Source organism: Microbispora sp. H10830 (genome assembly GCF_014161375.1).
GTDB lineage: Bacteria > Actinomycetota > Actinomycetes > Streptosporangiales > Streptosporangiaceae > Microbispora > Microbispora catharanthi.
The window spans coordinates 362,540-383,956 of record NZ_JABBWX010000007.1 but is presented as its reverse complement, the minus strand read 5'-3'; the positions used below and the strand labels follow the sequence as shown (position 1 = coordinate 383,956).

Here is a 21,417-nt window from a genome sequence, read left to right as displayed (position 1 = left end):
TGATGTGCGGGAGTCCGCCTCGCAGGCCGTAGCCTTGGCCCGTGGTCATCCCGGTCGAGGACGCCGCCGATCCGCGCCTGTCGGACTACGTGCGGCTGCGCGACGTCGATCTGCGCAAGAGTGTCGAGAGCGAGCGCGGGCTGTTCGTCGCCGAGGGCGAGAAGGTCATCCGGCGGGCGATCGGCGCGGGCCATCCGGTGCGCTCGGTGCTGACCACGGCCAAGTGGCTCGACGCGCTGGCCGACGTCGTGGAGGAGGCCACCGTCTATGTGGTCTCCGACCGGGTGATGGAGGGGATCACCGGCTTCCAGGTGCACCGCGGCGCGCTCGCCGCGATGGAGCGCACCCCGCTTCCCCCGGTCGGCGAACTTCTCGCGGACGCGGGGTCGCGGATCCTCGTCCTGGAGGACCTGGTCGACCACGGCAACGTGGGGGCGATCTTCCGCTGCGCGGCGGCGCTCGGCGTCGGCGCGATCGTGCTGTCACCGCGCTGCGCCGACCCCCTCTATCGCAGGGCCGTCAAGGTGTCGATGGGGGCGGTGTTCGCGATCCCGTACGCCCGGATGACCGACTGGCACGGCGGCCTGGCGGAGATCAGGGCGGCCGGGTTCCGCCTGCTGGCGCTCACGCCCGACCAGTCGGCCGTGCCGCTGGACAAGGCCCCGCTGTCCGGCCGGGTCGCGCTGATGCTCGGCTCGGAGGGCGACGGGCTGTCGTCCCACTGGCTGCACGAGGCCGACCAGCCCGTCTGCATCCCGATGAGCCCGCGGGCGATGGACCTCGGCGTCGACTCCCTGAACGTGGTGGCCGCCGCGGCCGTCGCCTGTCACGGCCTGCTCAGGGGAGCGTGACCCCGGCCCCCGGCTCGGCGCTCTCGCCGGTGTCCTGGCCGACCCAGTCGAGCAGCCTGCGTGCCGTGGCGAACCTCGCCCTGTCGCTGCGCTCGCCCAGCACGACCCCCACGTACGTGCGCCCGTCCCGGACGGCGGCGAACGACAGGCAGTAGCCGGCCTGGTTGGTGAAGCCGGTCTTCAGCCCCACCGCGCCGTCGTCCAGCAGGTCGTTGGTGTTGCGCCACACGTGCGCCCGGTGGAGGGCCGACTTCCCGACCACCCGCTTGGGCGTCCTGGCGATGGACGCGATCACGGGGTCGCGCAGCGCCGCCACGGCCAGCGTCGCCTGGTCGCGGGCGGTGGAGTACCCCTTCGACGGCAGCCCGTCGGGGTTGGCGTAGCGGGTGTCGCGCAGGCCGAGAGCCCGCGCCGCGTCGTTCATCTCGGCGACGAACTTCGCCGTCCCCGGGCCGTACCGCTCGGCCAGGGCGTGGGCGGCGTCCGCTCCCGAGGGGAGCATGAGCCCGTAGAGCAGGTCGCGCACCGTGAGCCGCTCGCCCGCCCGCAGGCCCGCCGTCGTGGCACCGCCCGCCGTCGCGTGCCGTACGTCGGCCTTGGTGATGGTCACCACGTCGTCCAGCCGGGCCTGCCGCCGCACCACGTAGGCGGTCATGACCTTGGTCAGGCTCGCGACCGGCACCCGGCGCGTCTCGCGCTTGGCGAACTGGACCGTTCCCTCCGTGGTGTCCACCAGGTAGGCCTCCCTGGCAGTGACCGAGGGCGCTTCAGCGGCCTGAGCGGGCGCGGCCGCGGTCCCTGCCGTGACGAGGGCGGCGGCCAGCGCGATGAGTACCCCGTTACGCATCCCGACATGATCGCACGGCTTCGGGTGCGGCGGGCGCGTCCCCGTTCCGGCTCCTCCTGCGGCGCCGTACGAGGAGGGCGACGGCCAGGGCCGCGACGGCGACGACGACGGCGGCCAGCGCGGGGGACCGGGCCGCCAGCGACAGCCAGGCCCACAGGAGCGAGTAGAGGCCGAAGGAGGCCACCGGCACCCAGGTCAGGCAGCCGAGCGCGCTGGCCACCACATACCAGCGGTAGTTGACCCGCAGCGCCCCCGCGACCCACGGCAGCGTGTGCCGCAGGCCCGGCACCCAGAAGCAGCCGTAGACGGCGAGCGCGCCCCACCGGCGCACCACGTTCTCCACGCGCTCGATCCGCTCCCGGCCGATCCTGCGGCCCATCCGCGAGCGGTAGAGCGCCTCGCCGAGCCTGCGGCCGACCCAGTAGTACACCTGGAACGCGCCGAACAGGGCGACCGCGCCGACCGCGACGACCAGCCACAGGGGGAGGCCGAACACGGAGGCGGCCGTAGGGTCAGGGATCCGCACGTGCTCTCACCGCCGGTCATCGAGGCAGTCATTTAGGCAAGCCTCACCTTAGCGCCCCGGATCGCGCTTATTGCACGCGAATGTCAACCGGCGATCGATCCGTCCTTTCCCTGCCTCCTCTGCTCGCTCATCTGTTCGCGAGCGCCCCGCGCGCCTCGGCGACCCAGCGGGGCACGCCCACGCGCTCGGCCACGGCCAGCGCCTTCTCGTAGTGGTCGCGGGCCGGCAGGCCGAGCCGTACGGCGAGGTCGCCGAGCGTCTTTGCCACCGGCCACAGGGCGACCACGCCGGTGCCCGCCCCGGCGATGCGGTCGCGGAACGGCGCCAGCTTCTCGTACGCCTCCCGCATCCGGCCCTCGTCGTCCAGCAGCATCCCGGCGAGCGCCCGCCAGATGAGGGCGAGCTCGTAGAGGAAGTCGGTGCGGACCGGCTCCCGGCTCGCGGCCACCACCTGGGCGTCCCTCACGTGCCCGGCCGAGGCGAGCGCCACGGCGTACGCGTCGAGCGTCCACTTCGCGCCGCGCTGGTGGGCCTCGCCCAGCGGCTCGGTCATCTCGGCGGCCCGCCCGTCCACCAGGTGCAGGCAGAACGTGGCGATCAGCGGCAGGTCCTGGCGGCCTTCGAGCATGCCGGCCCGCGCGGTCAGCCGTGCCGCGTTCCGGTAGGCCCGCTCGGCCCCCGCGTAGTCACCTGTGATCATCAACCGCTGCCCGGCGTACCACGCGCCGACGGCCGCGGGGGCGGGCAGGGCGTACTGCCGCCCGAGGCGTTCGGCCTGCGCGAGGTGCTCGTCGGCCTCGGCGAAGTCGCCGCGGGCCGCCGCGCACTCCAGCAGCACGAGGTGCGCCAGCGTCTGCACCGAGATCTGGCCCGACTCCGCCCCGACCCGCAGCAGCTCACGGCCGATGGTCTCGCGCTCGTCGACCTGCGTCAGCGTGTACGACTGCCGCAGCCGCCCGCTGAGCGCCATCGCCAGCAGCGCGGGGTCGCCGCTCGACCTGGCCAGCTCCTCGGCCTCCAGCGACGCCTGGTAGCCGCGCTCGGTGGCCGACCCCTCCAGCTCCAGGGCCAGCGTGGCGAGCAGGCTGGCCCGCAGCGACTGCTCGCCCTGCGGCAGCTCGACCAGCGCCTTCTCGGTGACGTCGACGATCTCCCAGGCCGTGCGCGTGAAGTCGCGGGCGATGCCCTTGTGCGGCACCGCGAGCGCCGCCGCGACCCGGGCGGTCAGCTCCAGGTCGCCGAGGGGCAGCGCGACCGACATCGCCTCCCCCCGGTGCGCGCGGGCGGCGGTCATGTCCCCGCACAGCGCCAGCGCTCTGATCATCCGCAGCTGAAGCTCCAGCCGGTCGCGCACCGAGCCACGGCCCGTGTGAGCCCGGCCTGTGGCAGCACGGTCGAAGGCGGCGATGGCCTGCTGCCAGAGCGTCGCGGCCTCCCGGTGGGCGAACCTGCGCTCGGCCTGCTCGGCCGCCAGCCCGGCGTACCGTACGGCCTTCGCGGCGGTCTCCACCGTGCCCGCCGCGTCGTAGTGGTGGGCCAGCGCGGCCACGTCGTTCGGGCTGCGCTGCTCGATCACCGAGGCGACCGCGGCGTGCAGGCGCGAGCGGCGCAACCGGGAGGCGTCCGAGTAGATCGTGTCCCTGACCAGGTCGTGGTCGAACCTGAGCAGGCCGGGGCCCGGCTCGGTCACCAGCCCGGCGAGCAGCGCCGCCTCGACCGCGTCCACCACGGCGTCTTCGTCGCCGGACACGTCGACCAGGACGTCCACGTCCACATCGCGGCCGATCACGGCGGCCTGCAGCAACACCTGCTGGGCTCGCTCGGGCAGCCGGGCGATCCGCCGCCGCAGCACGTCGCGCACGCCCGAGGGGACCTCGGAGATGTCGGCCTCGGCCTCGAACAGCCGGGCCGTCTCCTTGACGAAGAACGGGTTGCCCCCGGCCCGCTCGACGATCGTGCTGACGACCTCGTCGTCCACGTCGTGCACGCAGGTCGCCCGGACGAGCTCCGCCACCGCGGCGTCGTCGAGGCCGCCGAGCCCCACGCGTACGGGGTCGAGCCGGGCCAGCGCGGCCAGCACGTCCTGCTGCTGGTCGTTCAGCTCGCCGTCGCGGCAGGTCACCACGACGAGCACGCGGCTGGCCGCGAGCAGACTGGGCAGCGCGCGCAGCAGCGCGAGCGTCTGGTCGTCGGCCCAGTGCAGGTCCTCCAGGAGGATCAGCAGCGGGGCCTCGCGCGCCACGGCCGACAGGTAGCCGCCGACGGCCCGGTGCAGCCGGAAGCCGCCCGACGCCTCGTCGTCGGCGATGTCGGGAGCGGCGTCGTCGAGGAGCGGCGCCAGCAGCGCGGCGTACTCGCCCGCGCCCCTGCGGGCGACCAGGGCGCGCAGCACCTCGACCCAGGCCCAGCCGGGCGGGGTCGCCGTGCTGTCGGGGCAGCCACCGGTCGCCCCTATCCAGCCGTCGCCCTCCAGCCGCTCGAACAGCCGCCGCACCAGTGTGGTCTTCCCCGCGCCGGGATCGCCGCTGACCACGGTGACCGTGAACCGGCCCGCCTGGGCGCGGGGCGCGGCGGCGGCGAGCGCGGCCAGTTCTGCGTCGCGCCCGACGAACGGCTCGGGCTCCAGCGGCGGGGCGTCGCCGGTGGCGAGCGGCCGGGGCGGCCAGGTCGCGGTGATCTCGGCGGGCCGCCGGGGAGCGGGGAGCACGAGGTCGAGCCCGGGGTCCTGGGCCAGGATGTCCGACTCCAGCTTGCGCAGCGCCGGTCCGGGGTCGATGCCCAGCTCGTCGGAAAGGATCGTGCGGGCCCGGCGCAGCGCGGCGAGCGCGTCGCCCTGCCGCCCGCACCGGTACAGCCCGAGCGCGAGCAGCCGCCACCCCTCCTCGCGCAGGGCGTGCTCGGTGGTCAGCGCCTCCAGGTCGGGCACGGTCTCGGCGTGCAAGCCCATCCGCAGCCCGGCGTCGGCGTGCCGCTCCCTGGCCACCAGGCGCAGCTCGCTCAGCCGCGCCACCTCCGCCTCCGCCCAGGACTGGTCGGCGAAGTCCGAGTACGGCGTGCCCCGCCACAGCGCGAGCGCTGAGTCCAGCCGGGCCCGGGCGGCCTGGGGGCTCTCCTCCAGCCGCTCCCCGGCCGAGCGGACCATGGCCTCGAAGCGGAGCGCGTCCACCTGTTCCGGGGCGGCGCGCAGGGCGTACCCCGACGCGACGGTCACGAGCAGGCGGTTGGGCCCGCCGCGCGGGCGGTTGGGCTCAAGCACGCGGCGCAGCCGGGAGATGTAGACCTGCAAGCCCGACTGGGCGCCCTTGGCGGTGTCGTCGTCCCACAGGTCGAACAGCAGGGTGTCCACGGGCACGACCTGGCCGCGCGCCACGAGCAGGCGGGCCAGCACGGCGCGCTGCCGCAGCCCGCCCAGGTCGAGCTCGTCGGTGCCGTCGTGCGCCCCCACAGGACCGAGGACCCGGAACGTCACCGGGCTGGTCGGGGGGCTCATCGGGCGCTCCTCCGCTGTCGTGCGTCGTGCCTGCCGGCCGCCGCTGGTCGTCCTATCTCAGGCGTCACCGTATGCGCGCCCGCGAAGGGGCACAAGGCATTCACCAACCCGGACACCCTCACCCTCTCGCCCGCGAGTGTAGGAGATCGGCAGGGTGACCCGCAGTTGATCAGCGGACCCGGGTGCGGTGCGGGGAGGCGGCCGATTCCGCCTCCGCGTTCGCGGCGCGGGTCTCCCGCCTGCGCAGCAGGGCCCATCCGCCGAGCGCGAGCCCGCCCCAGGGGATCTCGATCGTGTAGGTCCAGAAGCCGAACAGCACGGCGGCCGCGGTGGCCCCGCCGGCGGGCTGGCCGAACGCCCCGATCAGCAGCGTGGCGACGCCCCCCTCCATGATCCCCGCTCCGCTGGGCGTGACGAGGGCGGTGGTGAGGACGCGGCTGAGCGCGAAGACGGCGACGGTCTCGGCCGGTCCCGGGTACGAGTCGGTGGCGACCAGGCAGGCGGCCATGATCAGGCACTGCAGGACGAGGAAGGCGACCATCCCGAGCGACAGGCCCGCCCACCGGCTGTGGATGATGTCGGTCGTGTCCCTGCGCAGCCGTTCGATCGCCGCCGACGCCGCGTGCTCCGCCGGGCGGAATCGCCGGGGCGCGAGCCGTACGAGCCCGTCGAGGACGCGGCCGAGGACGGCGGCCGCGCGGTCCCAGTACAGCGCCGTGGCGACGACGGCGACGAGGACGAGGATCGAGACGGCCCCGACCCAGCCCGCCTTGGCGACCGTGGGATTGGTGGCCTTGTCCGCCATCAGCAGGCACACGATCCCCACGGCGGGCAGGATGAAGCGGAACAGCGAGTTCCAGATGCCGGTGACCAGCGTGTAGACGACGATCGGCCGGTTGGCGAAGCCCCAGCCGCGGGTCATGCCGAACGTCAGGGCCACGCCCGCCGCGCCGCCGAACGGCAGCAGGTTGCTGACCGCGCTTCCCGCCGCGTTGAGCGTGAGCGCCTGCGTGTGCGTGAGGCCGGGCAGCGCGGAGGTCATCACGAACGTGTACGCCCACAGGCTCGCCAGCCACAGGACGGTCATCAGCGCGATCGTCTGCCATCCGAGACCGCCGAACTGGTGGCCGATCTCCGTCCAGCTCACGGTGGCGCCGGTCAGCGTGTGCACGATCTCCGGGAGATAGAGCACCAGCGCCGCGGCCAGCCCGAGCGAGACCACAGACAGCGCGATCTGCAGCCACTTCCTGTTCACCCGCGTACGCCCCCAGTCCGGTGTCGGTCCCCTCCAGTCTGCCGGGCCCCGGGGGCGGCCGAATCCTCCTGGCGGAGGATCACGCCCCTTAGGGGGCGGCCTGCGGGCTGTCGTCGAAGGGATGCCGCAGGCGGGTGCCGCGGGGCAGGCCGCGGCGTACGTACCACTCGGTGCCGAAGACGAAGCGGTAGGCGAACCCGGGGATCTTCAGCATCGCGCCCAGCGTGCGGTCGCCGTCGCCGCCGGTGGCCTGGCTGGCGTGGGCCGCCATCGCCGCCCTCTTGGCCTTGGCGTACTTGCGCACGCTGACCCGGTGGGTGATCGCGTCGCGGGGCGAGTAGGCCCGCTCGAAGCTCCGCACGTCGATCGCCGGGTAGAACCGGGAGGCCAGCCGTACGCCTTTCAGCAGCAGGTCGCGGTCGACCGTCGCCTCCAGCACGATGGGCGTCCCGGCGATCTCCGCGGCCCGGCTTCCGACCCGGTAGACCTGCACGTGGTCGGGGTGGCCGTAGCCGCCGGCAGGGTCGTAGATCGTGAGCAGGTCGGCGGCCTCCTCCTTGAGCACCGAGGCCAGCCCTTGCGCGGCCTCCTCGATGTCGGCGTCGATGAACGCGTTGTCCGGCCGGTCGTCGGCCACGCCGCCGTCTATGGCCAGGCCGGAGTCGCCGTAGCCGAGCAGCACGACCCGGGCGCAGCCCAGGGCCGCGGCCGAGCGGTGCAGCTCGTCCATGCGGGCTCTGCCCAGTTCCTCGCCGTGGGGGAGGTCGGCGAGGCCGCGCTCGCCGGCCGTCGCGACGACGAGCACCACGCGATGCCCCTCGTTGGCCAGCATGGCCATGGTCCCGGCGGTCAGCAGCGCCTCGTCGTCGGGATGGGCGTGGAAGAACACCGCCGTCCTCATCGCGCCCCACGGAACGTCGTCATCGCGTGCTCCACTCGTCAGCGCCATCGCGGCTGCCGTCGCGGCTGCCGTCGCGGCCAGTTCCGCCCATGATCCCACGTGGCCCAGGTCGCGCGACGTCGCCCTCCCCGTGAGCAGTCCGAATAGGCGTGCGGTTTGATGGGCGTGGCGTGCTCTGCCAGGCTGACCCGGTGAGGATTCTTCACGTCAGCGACTGCTACCTGCCGCGGCTCGGAGGGATCGAGGTGCAGGTCGCCGACCTCGTCAGGGCCCAGCGGGAGGCGGGCCACACGGTCGAGGTGGTGACGGCGACGCCGGGGGAGCAGCTGCCCGGGGTGCACCGGGTGGTCGCGAACCTCCCCTTCGACCTGCCGGTCCATCCGCGCGGCACGGCCCACCTTCGCCGGATCATGGCGAGCGGACGGTTCGACGTGGTGCACGTCCACACGGGGGCGGTCTCGCCGTTCGCGTGGATGGGAGTGCGCGCGGCGGTCCGGTCCGGGCTGCCGGTGGTCGCGACCGTCCACAGCATGTGGGATCCGGTCACCCGCGGCGTCTACCGGGCGCTGCAGGCGGCGTTCGAGTGGCGGCGCTGGGGCCTGGTCCTCACCGCCGTCAGCGAGGCCGCCGCGCGCCCCATCCGCGCCGTGGCCGGGCCCCGCGTGCCCGTACAGGTGGTGTCGAACGGCCTGGACGTGACCTCTTGGCGGCCCGAGCCCGGTTCGGTACGGCACAGTTCCGTACGGGACGCGGGGGACGGGCCGGTGGACGACGTCGTCCACGTGGTGGCGGTCGGCAGACTGGCGCCGCGCAAGCAGCCGTTGCGGCTGCTCAAGCTGCTGGAGACGGTGCGCACCCGGGTGCCGAGGGACATCGCGATGCGCGCGACGATCGTGGGCGACGGCCCGGCCCGCGGGCGTATGGAGCGCTACCTGCGGGCGCGCCGGATGGGCTGGGTGTCGCTGCCGGGCAGGTACAGCCGGGAGCAGATCAAGGACCTGCTGGCCGGGGCCGACGTGTTCGTGGCCCCGGCTCCGCGTGAGTCGTTCGGCCTGGCCGCGCTGGAGGCCCGCGCGGCCGGCGTGCCGGTGGTGGCGCGGGCGCAGAGCGGCGTGGCCGACTTCGTCAGGCCGGGCAAGGAGGGCCTGCTGGGCCGCACGTTCGACGATCTCGTCGCCTCGGTCGCACGGCTGGCCCGCGACCCCGCCCTGCGTCAGTCGATCGCCGAGCACAACAGGGAGACGGAGCCGGTCCGGTGCTCCTGGCCCGCCGTCCTGGAGGGCTTCGCCCACTGCTACGAGCTGGCCAGAAGCTGATCCGGGCCACCGGGGTCCAAGAAGCGGGGGTCTAGTAGGGGAGGACCCTTCCCGAGGGGGTGCGCAGGTCCATCGGAGCGGGAGTTCTCGGTGGCCGCGGTCGCGGCACGATCTGCACCTTCTTCATCGGGGCCCTCCTTTCGGCGGTGTCCGTCAGCTGGTGCCGTCATGATTCCCATGAATTGGCCGAAATTATCCTCCGCGCGTCAGTTCTTGTTCTTGTAACGTGCGCCCGTCGGTCACCCGCGCGTCGCAGACTGCCCGTCGGGGCTGCTCGCACGCCGTGGTCGTGTCCGTGCCCCAAGAGGCCGGACCCCGCCGGGATGTGAGCGTTCACTCCGGGCCGGGCGTCAAGATCTATCTGATAAGCGCGGCATGCTCGATTTGGCGCCGTTTAGCGAGCGCCCTCTCGATGTGCTGCTCCATGATCCGCGCGCGTTCGTGATCTCCCTGCCGCGCACTGGCGGCGGCGAGATTACGCACCACCCGGAGTACGGCCCCCGCGACTTCCTGCAGATGCGTTTCCCGATGCCAGGTGTCGCTGAGCGGATCGAGGCCGAGCACATTCAGCATGGCCCGGACCGATCGGCATTTCCCGGCCGCCCGCCGGCGATCTCCGGACGCCAGTGCGGCGTTGCCTTCGGCCACCGCGGCGTGGACGGCCGCGAGGGCCTGAGGCGCGTTCAGGTCGTTGTCCATGGCCTCGCTGAACTGCGGGGGAAGGGACGCGGAGGCGTCGGAGGCCACCCGCAGCACGAACCTCTCGATCCTCCGGTAGGCCGCGGCCGCCTCGTCCAGGGCGTCGGGGCTGAATTCCACCGGCGACCGGTAATGGGCCGCCGCCAGGTAATAGCGGAGTTCGGCCGGCCGTACGCGGTCGAGCAGGGCCGGGACGGCCAGCGGATTGCGGAGATGTTTGCGTATCTTCTCGCCCCGGTGCGTCACCGGCCCGTTGTGCAGCCAGAAGCGTGCGAACGAATCCCCGGCGGCCCGCGACTGGGCCATCTCGTTCTCGTGGTGCGGAAATATCAGATTGGCCCCGCCGCCGTGGATGTCGAATTCGGCGCCCAAATATCTGCGGGCCATCGCGGAACATTCCAGATGCCACCCCGGGCGCCCCTCGCCCCAGGGGGAGTTCCACACCGGCTCGCCGGGCTTGGCGCTCTTCCACAGCGCGAAATCGCGCGGATCGCGCTTTCCGTGCTCGTTTTCCTCGGCCGCTCGCAGATGCCGGGCCTGCTGCCGCGAGAGGGACCCGTAATGCGGGTAGGAGCCGACCGAGAAATAGACGTTGCCGTCGGACTCGTAGGCGTGCCCGGACGCGACGAGCTGCTCCACCATCTCGACCATCTCCGGGATGTGTCCCGTCGCCCGCGGCTCCACGCTGGGCGGAAGGCATCCCAGGGCGGTGTACGTGCGGACGAAGGCGCGGTGGACGGGATCGGTGATCCGCCACCACGGAACCCCCTCGGAAATGGCCCGGTGAATTATCTTGTCCTCGATGTCGGTGACGTTCCGGCAGAGCAGGACCTCGTATCCGCTGCTTTTCAGCCAGCGGTGCAGGATGTCGAAATTCACCTGCGACCTGAGCTGTCCCAGATGCGGCGGGACGACGACGGTGGGACCGCAGAGATAAATCGACACCGTTCCGGGAATTCGGGGGGCGAAATCGCGGACGGCGCGGCGATGCGTATCGTAAAGGCGAAGACCCACCTAGCCGAGGGTAAGCGACTTATCCGCTCGCTGTCGATAGCGCGGGCCGACCCCGCCCCGCACACCGGGAAATGGCGATTGTGAGGGCGGGGAATAAGGACGATCCGCCCGCTGGTTGGCGCAGGCATGGAGCCGACGAAACGGGGCCGCGTCCGGGTGGAGACGACGGCCAAGCGCGTGCGTGTCTACGTCGAGGGCCGGGCGGTGGCCGACACCACCCGGGCCCTGCTGGTCTGGGAGGTCCCCTACTACCCGACGTACTACTTCCCGTCGGACGACGTCCGCATGGAGGAGCTGAAGGCCACCGGGGAGACGCGGCACTCGCCCAGCAGGGGAGACGCGGCGGTCCACGACGTGGCCGGCCGGGCGGGCGCCGCCCTGGTGTACGGGGACGACGCGCCGCTGGAGCAGATCCGGGGCCACGTCCGCTTCGACTGGAACGCGATGGACAACTGGTTCGAGGAGGACGAGGAGGTCTTCGTCCACGCCCGCGACCCGTACACGCGGGTGGACATCCTGGCCAGCTCGCGACACGTCCGCGTGGAGGTGGGCGGCGTGACCGTCGCCGACTCGCGCAGCCCGCGCATCCTGTTCGAGACCGGCCTGCCGCCGCGCTACTACCTGCAGAAGACCGACGTGCGGCTGGACCTGCTGCGCCCGTCCGAGACCGTGACGCACTGCCCGTACAAGGGCCGCGCGGTGTACTGGTCTGTCGGCGACGACGAGTCCGGCAAGGACCTCGTCTGGTCCTATCCCACGCCGCTTCCGGAGTCCCAGAAGATCGCCGGGCTGGTCGCCTTCTACGACGAGAAGGTGGACGTGTACGTCGACGGCGTCCTCCAGGACCGGCCCGAGTCCAAGTTCGCCTGACCTGATTCAGCGGCGGATCACGTGGAGGACGCTGGCGATGCGTTCGGCGGCGGTGACCACGTCGGAGGCGTGCCCGATCCGGCCGGCCCAGGACAGCCAGTACCACCACTCGCCGTCGCTGGCGTTGGACGCGAGCACGTCCTCGGCCATCGTGGGCTCCATGGGGTTGATGACGCGCAGACGGGGATAGAGGCCTGCCGGCGCGGTCAGGCGTACCTGGAAGGAGTGGGCCTCGAGCTGCGCGGCGAGCCGCTCCAGGTGGTCCATCGCCTCGCTGCGGTCTACCGTCGTCATGGTCAGCCTCCGGAACGTCAGGACCTATCACCGGAAAGGGTGAACCCGCAACGACCCACCGGCAATCGCCCCGATTCCCCGAAACCGTGCAATAACCAGGGAACTCACCGGGATTCCGTGGAACACACGCGGGTTCGCGAACACGAAGGCATAACAGTCTCGGGCGTTGCGTGCCTGCGCGTTTACCTTGGGGAAACAACCGTAAACGGGGACCGCTTCACCAGTGGAGGGCGTGCACATGGCCCGCGGAGAGCACTCACCCGCTTGCGCGCGTCGCTGGCGCGAACAGGCACAGGTGCGGCAGTGGACGCTCTGGCAGACCGTCCAGGCGATCCACGGGTGCTGCGGCGTCAGCCTGCTGAAGGCCCACAGGCTCGGCCGCGGCTGGTCGGCCCGGCAGGCGATCGAGGAGCTGGAGCACCTGTGCGAGCAGCAGAACCTCGGCCACCCGCGGGCCAGCATCGACCTGCTGAACGCCTGGGAGAACAACCGGGCACGCCCGCGTCCCCAGACCATCGACCTGCTGGCCCGGCTCTACCGGGCCAACGCCGTACGGCTCGGCCTGGCCGCCGACTACTGCGAGGACCAGGGCGGGCAGAAGATCGTCGTGGTGGGGCCGGGCCAGACCGCTGAGCAGGCCCGGGCCGAGGACCCGGCCGCCGACGACGCGGAGCGCCGGGCGCTGTTCCACCAGGCGATGCTGATGGGCACGCCGAGCGGCCGGTTCTTCGCTGAGGTCGAGGGCCTGCGCCACGACCTCGACCGCACGCTGGCCGCGGGCACGGTGAGCGAGGACCAGCTCGACCGGCTGGACGAGCAGGTGCTGCGCTACCGCAGGGAGTACATGACGACCCCGCCGACGCCGATGCTCTGCCGGGTCATGCTGGAGATCTCCGATGTGCGCCGGCTGAGCGCGGTCCGCCAGCCGTCGTCGGTGCAGCGCCGCCTGCTCACCGCGACCACGATGCTCACCCTGCTCGCCGCCGACGCGCTGATGAAGCTGGGCGACACCCGCCAGGCCCACGCCTGGTACGGCACCGCCCGCGCCGCCTCCGACGACGTGGGCGACCTGCGGCTGCGGGCGCTCGTGCGGGCCCAGCAGACCATGCTCCTCTACTACTACGGCGACCTGAACGAGACCGTGCGGCTGGCCCGCGAGGCGCGGATGCTGGCCGGCTCGGCCCCCAGCTCGCCGGCGGCGCTCGCGGCGGCGGCCGAGGCGCGCGCGCTGGCCAGGATGGGGGACGGCAAGGCCGCCAGGATCGCGCTCGCCGAGGCGGAGCAGATCTTCGCCCGCATGCGCGGCATCAGCCAGGACGACCTGGCCTTCGTCTTCACCGAGAAGCGGATGAAGTTCTACCGCACCGGCACGCTGATCGAGCTGGGGGACGCCCTGCAGGTGCAGGGCATCGACGGGTTCCCCCCGGGTTTCCAGACCATCGACCCGGCGCTGATCCTGCTCGACCAGGCGAGCCACCTGGCCAGGCACGGCGACCACGAGGAGGCCTGCAGGATCGCCGCGGACGCGCTGCGCCAGGTGCCCGCCGAACACCGCACCTCGATCGTCGTCACCCGGGCCAGGGCCCTGCTGGCGGACGCCGACCCCGCGCTGCCCGCCGTACGACGCCTGCGGCGGGTGCTGTCGGAGTCGTCACCCACGCTCGCCCTCAGCGGGCTGTTCCCCGCTGCGGACCTCCCCGTCGCCGAGAACGCCGAGAACGCCTGAAACCGCCATGAGGACGATGGAGCCGGCACCGCTGGCCGAGGAGGCGTTCGGGGTCCTGCGCGAGGTCTGCGCGAAGATCGGGGTGGACGCGCGAGGCGCGCGGCTCCTGCGGTTGCGCAGCAACGCGGTCTTCAAACTGCGCGGGAACATGGCGGGCGGGGACACGGCGGGCGGGGAGATGGTGGTGCGGATCGCGACCGCGCCGGACGCGCTGACCCGGCTGCCGGTGGTCGTGGCGGTCGCCCGCTGGCTCGCCGACCGGGGCTTTCCGACCGTGCGGCCCGCCGACGAGATCGCCGATCAGCCGATCGTGCACGACGGCCGGGTGGTCACCTTCTGGCGGTACGTCCCCTCCCGCGGCCGCCCGACGACCCGGCAACTCGGCCGGGTGCTGCGCAGCCTGCACCGCGAGCCGGTGCCGCCGGTGGGCCTGCGGACGCTCACCGACCCGCTCGCCGAGGTGCGGCACGCGGTGGAGCACCGGGCCGAGGTGCTCACCGCCGGCCAGCGGTCCTGGCTGAGCGACCGCATCGAGGAGCTCACCGGGCGCTGGCGCGACCTGGACACCGGCCCGCCGGTGCTGCTGCACGGCGACGCCTGGATCGACAACCTGCTGCGCTGCCAGGACGGGCACGTGGTGCTGTGCGACTGGGACGGCGTGGCCGTCGGCCCGCGCGAGTGGGACCTGGTGCACACCTACCACGGGCAGCGCCGCTTCGGCCTGTCGGCGGCCGACGTGGACGAGTTCGCCCGCGCGTACGGCTCGGACCTGCGGCTGTGGCCCGGCTACAGCACGCTGATGGAGGTGCGGGACATGTACGCCGTGGGCATCCATATCCGCAACGCCTCCGGCGACCCGTTCTCCCGCCAGGAGCTGCCTCGGCGGCTCGACTCGCTCACGCGCGGTGACGGGCACGCCCGCTGGTATATGGCGGCACCGGCATAGCCTCGGGTAATCGCGGGTACTCTCCGTACAGGCTGCGAGTGTCGCAGTGGACAATTCCTGAAAACATGGTTTGTAAAAAGCGCACCCGGGTTCGTCCCGGCGGCGGATATACGCGCATTTCCAGCGTCTCACGCGGTCGCGCGATGAATCCGCTACGCAGCCTCATGCTCTCGACCTGGGAACATGGTGTGGCTTCCAAGAAGGAGAAGCAGTTGTCTGAAGGCACTGTCAAGTGGTTCAACGCCGAAAAGGGCTTCGGTTTCATCGCTCCGGACGACGGCACCGCTGACGTGTTCGTTCATTATTCGGCGATCACTTCGAACGGTTACCGGACGCTGGACCAGAACCAGAGAGTCAGCTACGTGACCGTTCAGGGCAACAAGGGACCGCAGGCCGAACAGGTCACGCCGCTGTAGGACGTGACGCACGGTGACACGGCGGCCGTGAGAGGCCGCGTGAGCGGTACCACGTCGGCCCGCGCCGCTGCCGCGGCGCGGGCCCGATGTTTTGCCGTTCCTTTGCCGGGCACCGGGAATGGTCATGAGACTGAGCATGACCTCCGATCTCTGGTGGAAAAACGCGGTCGTGTACTGCCTGGACATCGAGACCTTCGCCGACGGCAACGGCGACGGGATCGGTGACTTCAGGGGGGCGATCCAGCGCATCGACCATCTCGACCGGATGGGCGTGACGTGCATCTGGCTGATGCCGTTCTTCCCGACGCCGGACAAGGACGACGGCTACGACATCACCGACTTCTACAGTGTCGATCCGCGCCTGGGCACGCTCGGCGACTTCGTCGAGTTCATGCGGGTCGCCAGGGATCGCGGCATCAGGGTCATCGCCGATCTCGTGGTCAACCACACCTCCGACAAACATCCCTGGTTCAAGGAGGCGCGCTCCAGCCGGGACTCCCGCTATCGGGACTGGTACATCTGGTCCGACAAGCCGGAGCCCGACGATCCCAAGGGCATCGTGTTCCCCGACAAGGAGGACAGCCTCTGGGAGTACGACGAGAAGACCGAGCAGTACTACTTCCACCGGTTCTACCGGTTCCAGCCCGACCTGAACACCGCCAACCCCGAGGTGCAGGACGAGATCTCCCGCATCCTCGGGTTCTGGATGGAGCTGGGCCTTTCGGGCTTCCGGGTGGACGCCGTGCCGTTCCTCGTCGAGCAGGTCACCGACAGCGGCGATCTGCCCGATCCGCACGAGTTCTTCGCCTGCCTGCGGGCCTTCCTCAGCCGCCGCGACGGCAGCGCCATCCTCCTCGGTGAGGTGAACCTGCCGTACGACGACCTGGTGCGATACTTCGGCAACGATCTCGGCGACGAGATCACCATGTGCTTCGACTTCATCACCATGCAGCGGACGTACCTGTCGCTGGCCCGCAACGACGCCGGCCCGCTGGCCGCCGCCCTGCGGGAGCGCCCCGAGGCCCCCAAGGACTCCCAGTGGGCGACGTTCGTCCGCAACCACGACGAGCTCACGCTCGACAAGCTGAGCGACGCCGAGCGCAAGGAGGTCTTCGCGGCCTTCGGCCCGGACAAGAACATGCAGCTGTTCGGCCGGGGCCTGCGCCGGCGCCTGCCCACGATGCTGGGCGGCGACGTCGACCGGATCAAGATGGTCTACAGCCTGCTGTTCTCCCTGCCCGGCACCCCGGTGCTCTTCTACGGCGAGGAGATCGGTATGGGGGAGAACCTGGAGCTGGAGGGCCGCCAGGCCGTCCGGACGCCCATGCAGTGGACCCCGCACCGCAACGGCGGCTTCAGCGACGCCGACCCCTCGAAGGTGCAGATCCCCATGCCCACCGGGGACTACGGCCCCGAGCAGGTCAACGTCAGCGCGCAGGAGCGCGACCCCGACTCGCTGCTGTCGTGGATCACCCGGCTGATCAGGCACTACCGCGACTGCCCGGAGTTCGCGTGGGGCGAGTACACGGTGCTCGACACGGGCGTGGACGCCGTGTTCGCCCACCGGGCCGACTGCGACGGCGAGACGGTCGTGGCCGTGCACAACCTCAGCGAGGCCGAGGTCGAGGTGGAGATCGAGCTGGACGGGCTCGACTCTTCCAAGGTGCTGACCGACCTGCTGGTGGACGGCACGGTCGAGATCTCCGGCTCCGGGCGGGCCCGTTTCCCCATGGGCAGGTACGGCTGCCGCTGGTTCCGCGCCTCCACCCCCGAGACGGCCCCGGCGGATTCCGCCGACGCCTCCTGAGCTCCCTAGGGGTTCCCTCAGGGACGGCTCGGGTGGATCTCCGATGGGCCGCCGCCCTCCCCACGGCCACAGTGAAGAGCCATGGGGATGGTCTTGGGATACCTGCTGGTGGCGACCGGCGCCGCCGCGATGCTCGCGTTACATCTGGTGGCGGGGCTCGACCCGCTCACCGACATGATCAGCGAGTACGTCTTCGCGCCGCACGGTTGGCTGCTGCCGGTCTCGCTGACGTCGCTCGCCCTGGGCTCGGCCGTGCTCGCCGTACGGCTGGCGCGGCTGGACCGGCGTGCGGCGCTGCTGGTGGGCGTGTGGGGCGTCTGCCTGCTGCTGGTGGCCGGGTTCCCGACCGACCGGCCGGGGCTGTCGCTGTCGCTCTCCGGCGGCATTCACCGCTATGCCGCCTTCGCCGCCTTCGTCAGCCTGCCGTTGGCCGGGCTGCTCGTCGCCCGGGCCACCCGCTCGCGTCGGGTGCGCGTGCTGTGCTCCGTCGCGCTCGGCTCGCTGCTCCTCGTGGTCCTGCCGTACGCCTTCCGGATGCTGCACCTCGACCCCGGCACGGTGCCGGCCGGGCTCACCCAGCGCCTGACCGTCGTCTCCGAGGTGGCGGCGCTGGTGGCCATGTCCGTGTCGGCGGCGAGGTCAGCCGCCGCAGCTCTGGTAGGTGAAGGTGCCGGCCCGGACCTTGTATCGGTCACGCACTCGGGTCTTGCCCGTCTGCGTGTCGATCCGCAGGACGGTCACCACGTCGCGGGGGCCTCCCGACTCGCTGATGTGGACGGTGACCTCGTGCTCGCCGGTCCAGTCGATCATGTCGGGCGAGGTGTCCCCGGGCAGGGAGACGCGGACCGAGCCCGTCGTCTGGTCGGTCCTGACGTCGTAGAAGCGCAGCACCGCCTTCTTGCCGCTGCCGGTGACGAAGGCGACCGTGCGGTCGTCGGCCGACAGCGCCCACGGGCCGTTGTTGGCCACGATCTGGGGTGGGACGGCACTGGCCAGTTCGGCGCCGGCGTCGTCGTGGACGGCCAGCCCTGTGGTGTTCGCGGTGGCGTCCCGCTGCAGGAGGACGGCCGAGCCGTCCCCGCTGAAGCCGGAGAACCCGCCCGACTTCGGGATCGTGCCGGTCACGCTCGCCCGCGCGACGTCGAACAGGCGGCCTCGCGTATTGCCGTCGTCGTCGGTGTAGGCGAGGGCCAGGCGGCTGCCGTCCTGGGACATGTCCAGCCAGACCGAGTCCATGCCGATGCCGCGCGGCAGCGGCGTCTTCGGCATCACGTGGACCCCGCCGTGGAACTCGCGTACGACCAGGCGATGGTCTGACTTGCGGAAGTAGGCCACCGACTCGCCGTCACCGCTGACGGTGAGGGGGGCGCTGAGGCTCTTGTCGACCTTGCCCTTGGCGTTGAGCGGCCACAGCATGGCGTCCTTGAGCGCGACCCGCCTGCCGTCGAGCAGGTCCAGCCGCCAGGTGTGGCACGGGCTATCGGTGCCGTCCTTGGCCGTGCAGGCGTCCACCGAGGCGTACCGGATCGAGTGGTGCGCGGAGTGCCGCATGGGGGGTGCGGTCCGGGCCGTGGCGGGCGCGGCCGCCGCGGAGATCGTGAGCGTGGACAGGGCGAGGCCGATCAGCCCCATTGAGATGGGACGCAGTGTGATCGGCCGGGTGGGGTGCCGCATGACTTTCTCCTTCCTGGGAGGTCATGCATTGGACCCGCCCCGGGCGTCGCCGGTTCGTCACAAGTCGATTGCGTATGCCTGGCCGTCGAGCGTCTCGAGCGCGTCCTCGATGGCGCGATGGAAGGTCGGATACGCGTACATCATGTGCCGCAGCCGCGTCGTGGGGATCTCGTTCTGCACCGCCACCACCAGTGCGCCGAGCACCTCCCCGCCGGCCGGCCCGGCGCTCGTGGCGCCGACCAGCACGCCACGCCGCGCGTCCTCCACCAGCTTGACGAAGCCCTCGTGCCCGGCCCCGTGGATCCAGCCCCGGGCCGACTCGCTGACGGAGGCGAGGCCCACCCGCACGTCGAGCCCGGCCTCCCGGGCCCCCCGCTCCGTCAGGCCGACCGAGGCCACCTCGGGGTCGGTGAACGTGACCCGGGGCACCGCCCGGTAGTCGGCCGGTGGGCCGCCCTCGCCGAGGATGTCGCGGGCCGCGATCCTGCCCTGGTAGACGGCGACATGCGTGTACGCCCCCCGGCCGGTGACATCGCCCACCGCCCACACGCCGTCGGCGGCCCGCATCCGCCCGTCCACGGTGACGAACCGGGCGCTCTCGTCGAGGCCGGCGTCGCCGGCGCCGATCGCGGCCAGGTCGGTCCTGCGCCCGGTGGCGACCAGCAGTCGCGCGGCGCGGAGGGTCCGGCCGTCCTCCAGCGTGAGCGTGAAGCCGCCCTCGTCGTGCCGCACCCGCTCGGCCGCGACGCCGGTGTGCGTCTCGAGGCCCTCGCCGGCGAACACCCGGGCCAGCAGCACGCCGGCCTCGGGCTCCTCCTGCGCGAGCAGGCGGTCGGCGGCCTCCACGACCGACACCCGCGTGCCGAACCGGGCGAACACCTGGGCGAGTTCGCAGCCGATCGCCCCGCCGCCGAGCACGATCAGCGACTCGGGCACGTGCCGCGCCGCGACGGCGTCCCGGTTCGTCCAGTACGGCGTGCCCTCCAGGCCGTCGATCGGGGGGACGGCGGGGCTGGTCCCGGTGGCGAGGACGATCCCGCGCCGTGCCCGCAGCACCCGGCCGTCCACGGTCACCTCCCGAGGCCCGGTGATCCGGCCGCGGCCGCGGACGAGGTGGACGCCGGCGCTCTCGAAGTGCTCCGCCCTGGCGTCGTCGCTCCAGCCGTCGGTGGCCTCGCCGCTGATCCGGTCGATCACCGGGGCCCACCTGGGGAAGACCCGCACCGAGCCGGCCATGCCGGGCACCCGCCGCGCCTCGGCCAGCAGTCCCGCGGCGCGCACCATCATCTTGGAGGGCACGCAGCCCCAGTAGGCGCACTCGCCCCCGATCAGCCGGGCCTCCACGCCGGCGACGCTGAGGCCCGCCTCCGCCAGCCGTCCCGCGACGTCCTCTCCGCCCGGTCCCAGACCGAGCACCACCACGTCGTACATGCCGTCCATGCCCGTCAACTGCCCAGGCAGGCGGAGCCGTACCGCGCGGGAGACCCGGGACAACACGAGGGCGGGCCCATGCGGGCCCGCCCCTTCCGTGCGTGAATCGTCAGATGAGACCGAGAGCCCGCACGGCGTCGCGCTCCTCGACCAGCTCGCTCACCGAGGCGTCGATCCGCTCGCGGGAGAACGCGTCGATCTCCAGGCCCTGGACGATCTCCCAGCGGCCGTTCCTGGACACCACCGGGAAGGACGAGATGAGGCCCTCCGGCACGCCGTAGGAGCCGTCGGACGGGATGGCGGCCGAGGTCCAGTCGCCCTCGGGCGTGCCGTTCACCCAGTCGTGCACGTGGTCGATCGCCGCGTTGGCCGCGGACGCCGCCGAGGACGCGCCGCGCGCCTCGATGATGGCGGCGCCGCGCTTGGCGACGGTCGGGATGAAGGTGTCGCGCAGCCACTCCTGCTCGACCTGCTCGGCCGCGATCTTGCCGCCGACCTCGGCGTGGAAGAGGTCCGGGTACTGCGTGGCGGAGTGGTTGCCCCAGATCGTCATCTTCTTGATCTCGGCCACCGGCACGTTCAGCTTGGCCGCGAGCTGCGAGAGCGCGCGATTGTGGTCGAGACGGGTCATCGCGGTGAACCGCTCGGCCGGCACGTCGGGAGCCGCGGACTGCGCGATGAGCGCGTTGGTGTTGGCCGGGTTGCCCACGACGAGCACACGGATGTCGTCGGCCGCGTGCTCGTTGATGGCCTTGCCCTGCGGGCCGAAGATGCCGCCGTTGGCCTCGAGGAGGTCGCCGCGCTCCATGCCCTTCGTACGCGGGCGGGCGCCGACGAGCAGCGCGACGCTGGCGCCGTCGAAGGCCTTGGCCGGGTCGTCGGAGATCTCGATGCCCCGCAGCAGCGGGAACGCGCAGTCGTCGAGCTCCATCGCGGTGCCCTCGGCCGCCTTGACGGCCTGCGGGATCTCGAGAAGGCTCAGCTTCACCGGGGTGTCAGCCCCGAGGAGCTGGCCCGAGGCGACGCGGAAGAGCAGCGCGTAACCGATCTGGCCGGCCGCGCCGGTGACGGTCACTTTGACGGTCATGACGGATCCCCATTCGCGATATGTGTGACTCACGGATGCTACCCGTCGGCCCGGTTCCCCCTGTGACCAGGTGGTGCATCCCCACTTCCGCGCGTCGGGGGTGGTCTGGACGGGACATCCGGCCCCTGGCCACGCGTTTCGCCAGTGAAAGGGTGAAACTTTCACGAAACACGCAGGTGACTTCTGACGTAACGGCATGACGGAATCCCTGCTCGGACGCGGGGTGAACGCCGGGCCGCGACTTCGCCGCGCTCCCGCCCTTGACGG

17 protein-coding genes and 1 pseudogene are annotated in these 21,417 nt (G+C 72.0%); 8 read left to right on the top strand and 10 right to left on the bottom strand.

Features of this window, described 5'->3' with window-relative positions:
* Nucleotides 1-41 precede the first annotated feature (41 nt).
* Nucleotides 42-851, top strand: coding sequence for an RNA methyltransferase (locus tag HHX35_RS20555; RefSeq protein ID WP_139576849.1), 810 nt, complete (start codon nucleotides 42-44; stop codon nucleotides 849-851).
* Here the strand turns inward: HHX35_RS20555 and HHX35_RS20550 are convergent.
* From HHX35_RS20550 to HHX35_RS20530, 5 genes are all read right to left on the bottom strand, one after another.
* Nucleotides 838-1,698, bottom strand: coding sequence for a D-alanyl-D-alanine carboxypeptidase family protein (locus HHX35_RS20550; protein ID WP_182900357.1), 861 nt, complete (start codon nucleotides 1,696-1,698; stop codon nucleotides 838-840). The genes HHX35_RS20555 and HHX35_RS20550 overlap by 14 nt on opposite strands.
* Nucleotides 1,691-2,224 (bottom strand): VTT domain-containing protein, encoded by a 534-nt coding sequence (locus HHX35_RS20545; protein ID WP_182900356.1) that lies wholly within the window; start codon nucleotides 2,222-2,224, stop codon nucleotides 1,691-1,693. The genes HHX35_RS20550 and HHX35_RS20545 overlap by 8 nt, the downstream gene beginning before the upstream one ends.
* Nucleotides 2,225-2,351: 127 nt before the next feature.
* Complete coding sequence (locus HHX35_RS20540) at nucleotides 2,352-5,714, bottom strand: AfsR/SARP family transcriptional regulator (RefSeq protein WP_182900355.1); 3,363 nt, start codon at nucleotides 5,712-5,714, stop codon at nucleotides 2,352-2,354.
* Between the two features lie 169 nt (nucleotides 5,715-5,883).
* Nucleotides 5,884-6,969, bottom strand: coding sequence for a lysylphosphatidylglycerol synthase domain-containing protein (locus HHX35_RS20535; protein ID WP_182900354.1), 1,086 nt, complete (start codon nucleotides 6,967-6,969; stop codon nucleotides 5,884-5,886).
* Nucleotides 6,970-7,057: 88 nt separating this feature from the next.
* Nucleotides 7,058-7,969, bottom strand: coding sequence for a PIG-L family deacetylase (locus HHX35_RS20530; protein WP_310739193.1), 912 nt, complete (start codon nucleotides 7,967-7,969; stop codon nucleotides 7,058-7,060).
* Between the two features lie 92 nt (nucleotides 7,970-8,061).
* Here HHX35_RS20530 and HHX35_RS20525 point away from each other — a divergent pair, with 92 nt between their 5' ends.
* Complete coding sequence (locus HHX35_RS20525) at nucleotides 8,062-9,186, top strand: glycosyltransferase family 4 protein (RefSeq protein ID WP_182900353.1); 1,125 nt, start codon at nucleotides 8,062-8,064, stop codon at nucleotides 9,184-9,186.
* 357 nt (nucleotides 9,187-9,543) lie between these two features.
* Here the strand turns inward: HHX35_RS20525 and cysS are convergent, their stop codons facing one another.
* The gene (gene cysS / locus HHX35_RS20520; RefSeq protein WP_182900352.1) at nucleotides 9,544-10,899 is read right to left on the bottom strand and encodes a cysteine--tRNA ligase; all 1,356 of its coding nucleotides are present in this window, start codon (nucleotides 10,897-10,899) and stop codon (nucleotides 9,544-9,546) included.
* Nucleotides 10,900-11,025: 126 nt separating this feature from the next.
* On the opposite strand from cysS, the gene HHX35_RS20515 reads away from it, so the two are divergent.
* The gene (locus HHX35_RS20515; RefSeq protein WP_182900351.1) at nucleotides 11,026-11,769 is read left to right on the top strand and encodes a DUF427 domain-containing protein; all 744 of its coding nucleotides are present in this window, start codon (nucleotides 11,026-11,028) and stop codon (nucleotides 11,767-11,769) included.
* A 6-nt stretch (nucleotides 11,770-11,775) separates the two neighbouring features.
* Here HHX35_RS20515 and HHX35_RS20510 read toward each other — a convergent pair whose 3' ends face one another.
* Nucleotides 11,776-12,063: a hypothetical protein gene (locus HHX35_RS20510; RefSeq protein ID WP_079315904.1), complete on the bottom strand. Its 288-nt coding sequence runs from the start codon at nucleotides 12,061-12,063 to the stop codon at nucleotides 11,776-11,778.
* A gap of 238 nt (nucleotides 12,064-12,301) precedes the next feature.
* Between HHX35_RS20510 and HHX35_RS20505 the strand changes: the two genes are divergently transcribed.
* The 5 genes and pseudogenes from HHX35_RS20505 to HHX35_RS45150 all read left to right on the top strand — a co-directional run.
* On the top strand, nucleotides 12,302-13,789 hold the full coding sequence (locus HHX35_RS20505) for an XRE family transcriptional regulator (RefSeq protein ID WP_259405203.1): 1,488 nt from the start codon (nucleotides 12,302-12,304) through the stop codon (nucleotides 13,787-13,789).
* A 16-nt stretch (nucleotides 13,790-13,805) separates the two neighbouring features.
* The gene (locus tag HHX35_RS20500) at nucleotides 13,806-14,735 is read left to right on the top strand and encodes a phosphotransferase enzyme family protein (protein ID WP_259405202.1); all 930 of its coding nucleotides are present in this window, start codon (nucleotides 13,806-13,808) and stop codon (nucleotides 14,733-14,735) included.
* A gap of 212 nt (nucleotides 14,736-14,947) precedes the next feature.
* A complete protein-coding gene (locus HHX35_RS20495) occupies nucleotides 14,948-15,151 on the top strand; it encodes a cold-shock protein (RefSeq protein ID WP_030511616.1) in 204 nt (67 codons plus the stop codon).
* A gap of 136 nt (nucleotides 15,152-15,287) precedes the next feature.
* Nucleotides 15,288-16,958 carry an alpha-amylase family protein gene (locus HHX35_RS20490; protein ID WP_259405201.1) on the top strand — a complete coding sequence of 557 codons (1,671 nt, stop codon included), beginning with the start codon at nucleotides 15,288-15,290 and terminating at the stop codon, nucleotides 16,956-16,958.
* A gap of 81 nt (nucleotides 16,959-17,039) precedes the next feature.
* Nucleotides 17,040-17,525, top strand: a pseudogene (locus HHX35_RS45150) (DUF998 domain-containing protein); the annotation flags it as partial.
* 72 nt (nucleotides 17,526-17,597) lie between these two features.
* Here HHX35_RS45150 and HHX35_RS43585 read toward each other — a convergent pair.
* From HHX35_RS43585 to HHX35_RS20475, 3 genes are all read right to left on the bottom strand, one after another.
* Complete coding sequence (locus HHX35_RS43585; RefSeq protein ID WP_259405199.1) at nucleotides 17,598-18,632, bottom strand: hypothetical protein; 1,035 nt, start codon at nucleotides 18,630-18,632, stop codon at nucleotides 17,598-17,600.
* Between the two features lie 57 nt (nucleotides 18,633-18,689).
* Nucleotides 18,690-20,072, bottom strand: coding sequence for an NAD(P)/FAD-dependent oxidoreductase (locus HHX35_RS20480; RefSeq protein ID WP_182900415.1), 1,383 nt, complete (start codon nucleotides 20,070-20,072; stop codon nucleotides 18,690-18,692).
* Nucleotides 20,073-20,172: 100 nt separating this feature from the next.
* Nucleotides 20,173-21,150, bottom strand: a complete 978-nt coding sequence (locus HHX35_RS20475) for a malate dehydrogenase (RefSeq protein WP_182900347.1) — start codon at nucleotides 21,148-21,150, stop codon at nucleotides 20,173-20,175.
* Nucleotides 21,151-21,417 lie beyond the last annotated feature (267 nt).

Excerpts from the sequence above, each read along its gene's own strand:
- HHX35_RS20510 (WP_079315904.1), bottom strand. The coding sequence starts at position 12,063 with ATGACGACGGTAGACCGCAGCGAGGCGATGGACCACCTGGAGCGGCTC.
- HHX35_RS20540 (WP_182900355.1), bottom strand. The coding sequence starts at position 5,714 with ATGAGCCCCCCGACCAGCCCGGTGACGTTCCGGGTCCTCGGTCCTGTG.
- HHX35_RS20480 (WP_182900415.1), bottom strand. The coding sequence starts at position 20,072 with ATGGACGGCATGTACGACGTGGTGGTGCTCGGTCTGGGACCGGGCGGA.
- HHX35_RS20500 (WP_259405202.1), top strand. The coding sequence starts at position 13,806 with ATGGAGCCGGCACCGCTGGCCGAGGAGGCGTTCGGGGTCCTGCGCGAG.
- HHX35_RS20490 (WP_259405201.1), top strand. The coding sequence starts at position 15,288 with ATGACCTCCGATCTCTGGTGGAAAAACGCGGTCGTGTACTGCCTGGAC.
- HHX35_RS20475 (WP_182900347.1), bottom strand. The coding sequence starts at position 21,150 with ATGACCGTCAAAGTGACCGTCACCGGCGCGGCCGGCCAGATCGGTTAC.
- HHX35_RS43585 (WP_259405199.1), bottom strand. The coding sequence starts at position 18,632 with ATGCGGCACCCCACCCGGCCGATCACACTGCGTCCCATCTCAATGGGG.
- HHX35_RS20515 (WP_182900351.1), top strand. The coding sequence starts at position 11,026 with ATGGAGCCGACGAAACGGGGCCGCGTCCGGGTGGAGACGACGGCCAAG.
- HHX35_RS20550 (WP_182900357.1), bottom strand. The coding sequence starts at position 1,698 with ATGCGTAACGGGGTACTCATCGCGCTGGCCGCCGCCCTCGTCACGGCA.
- HHX35_RS20505 (WP_259405203.1), top strand. The coding sequence starts at position 12,302 with ATGGCCCGCGGAGAGCACTCACCCGCTTGCGCGCGTCGCTGGCGCGAA.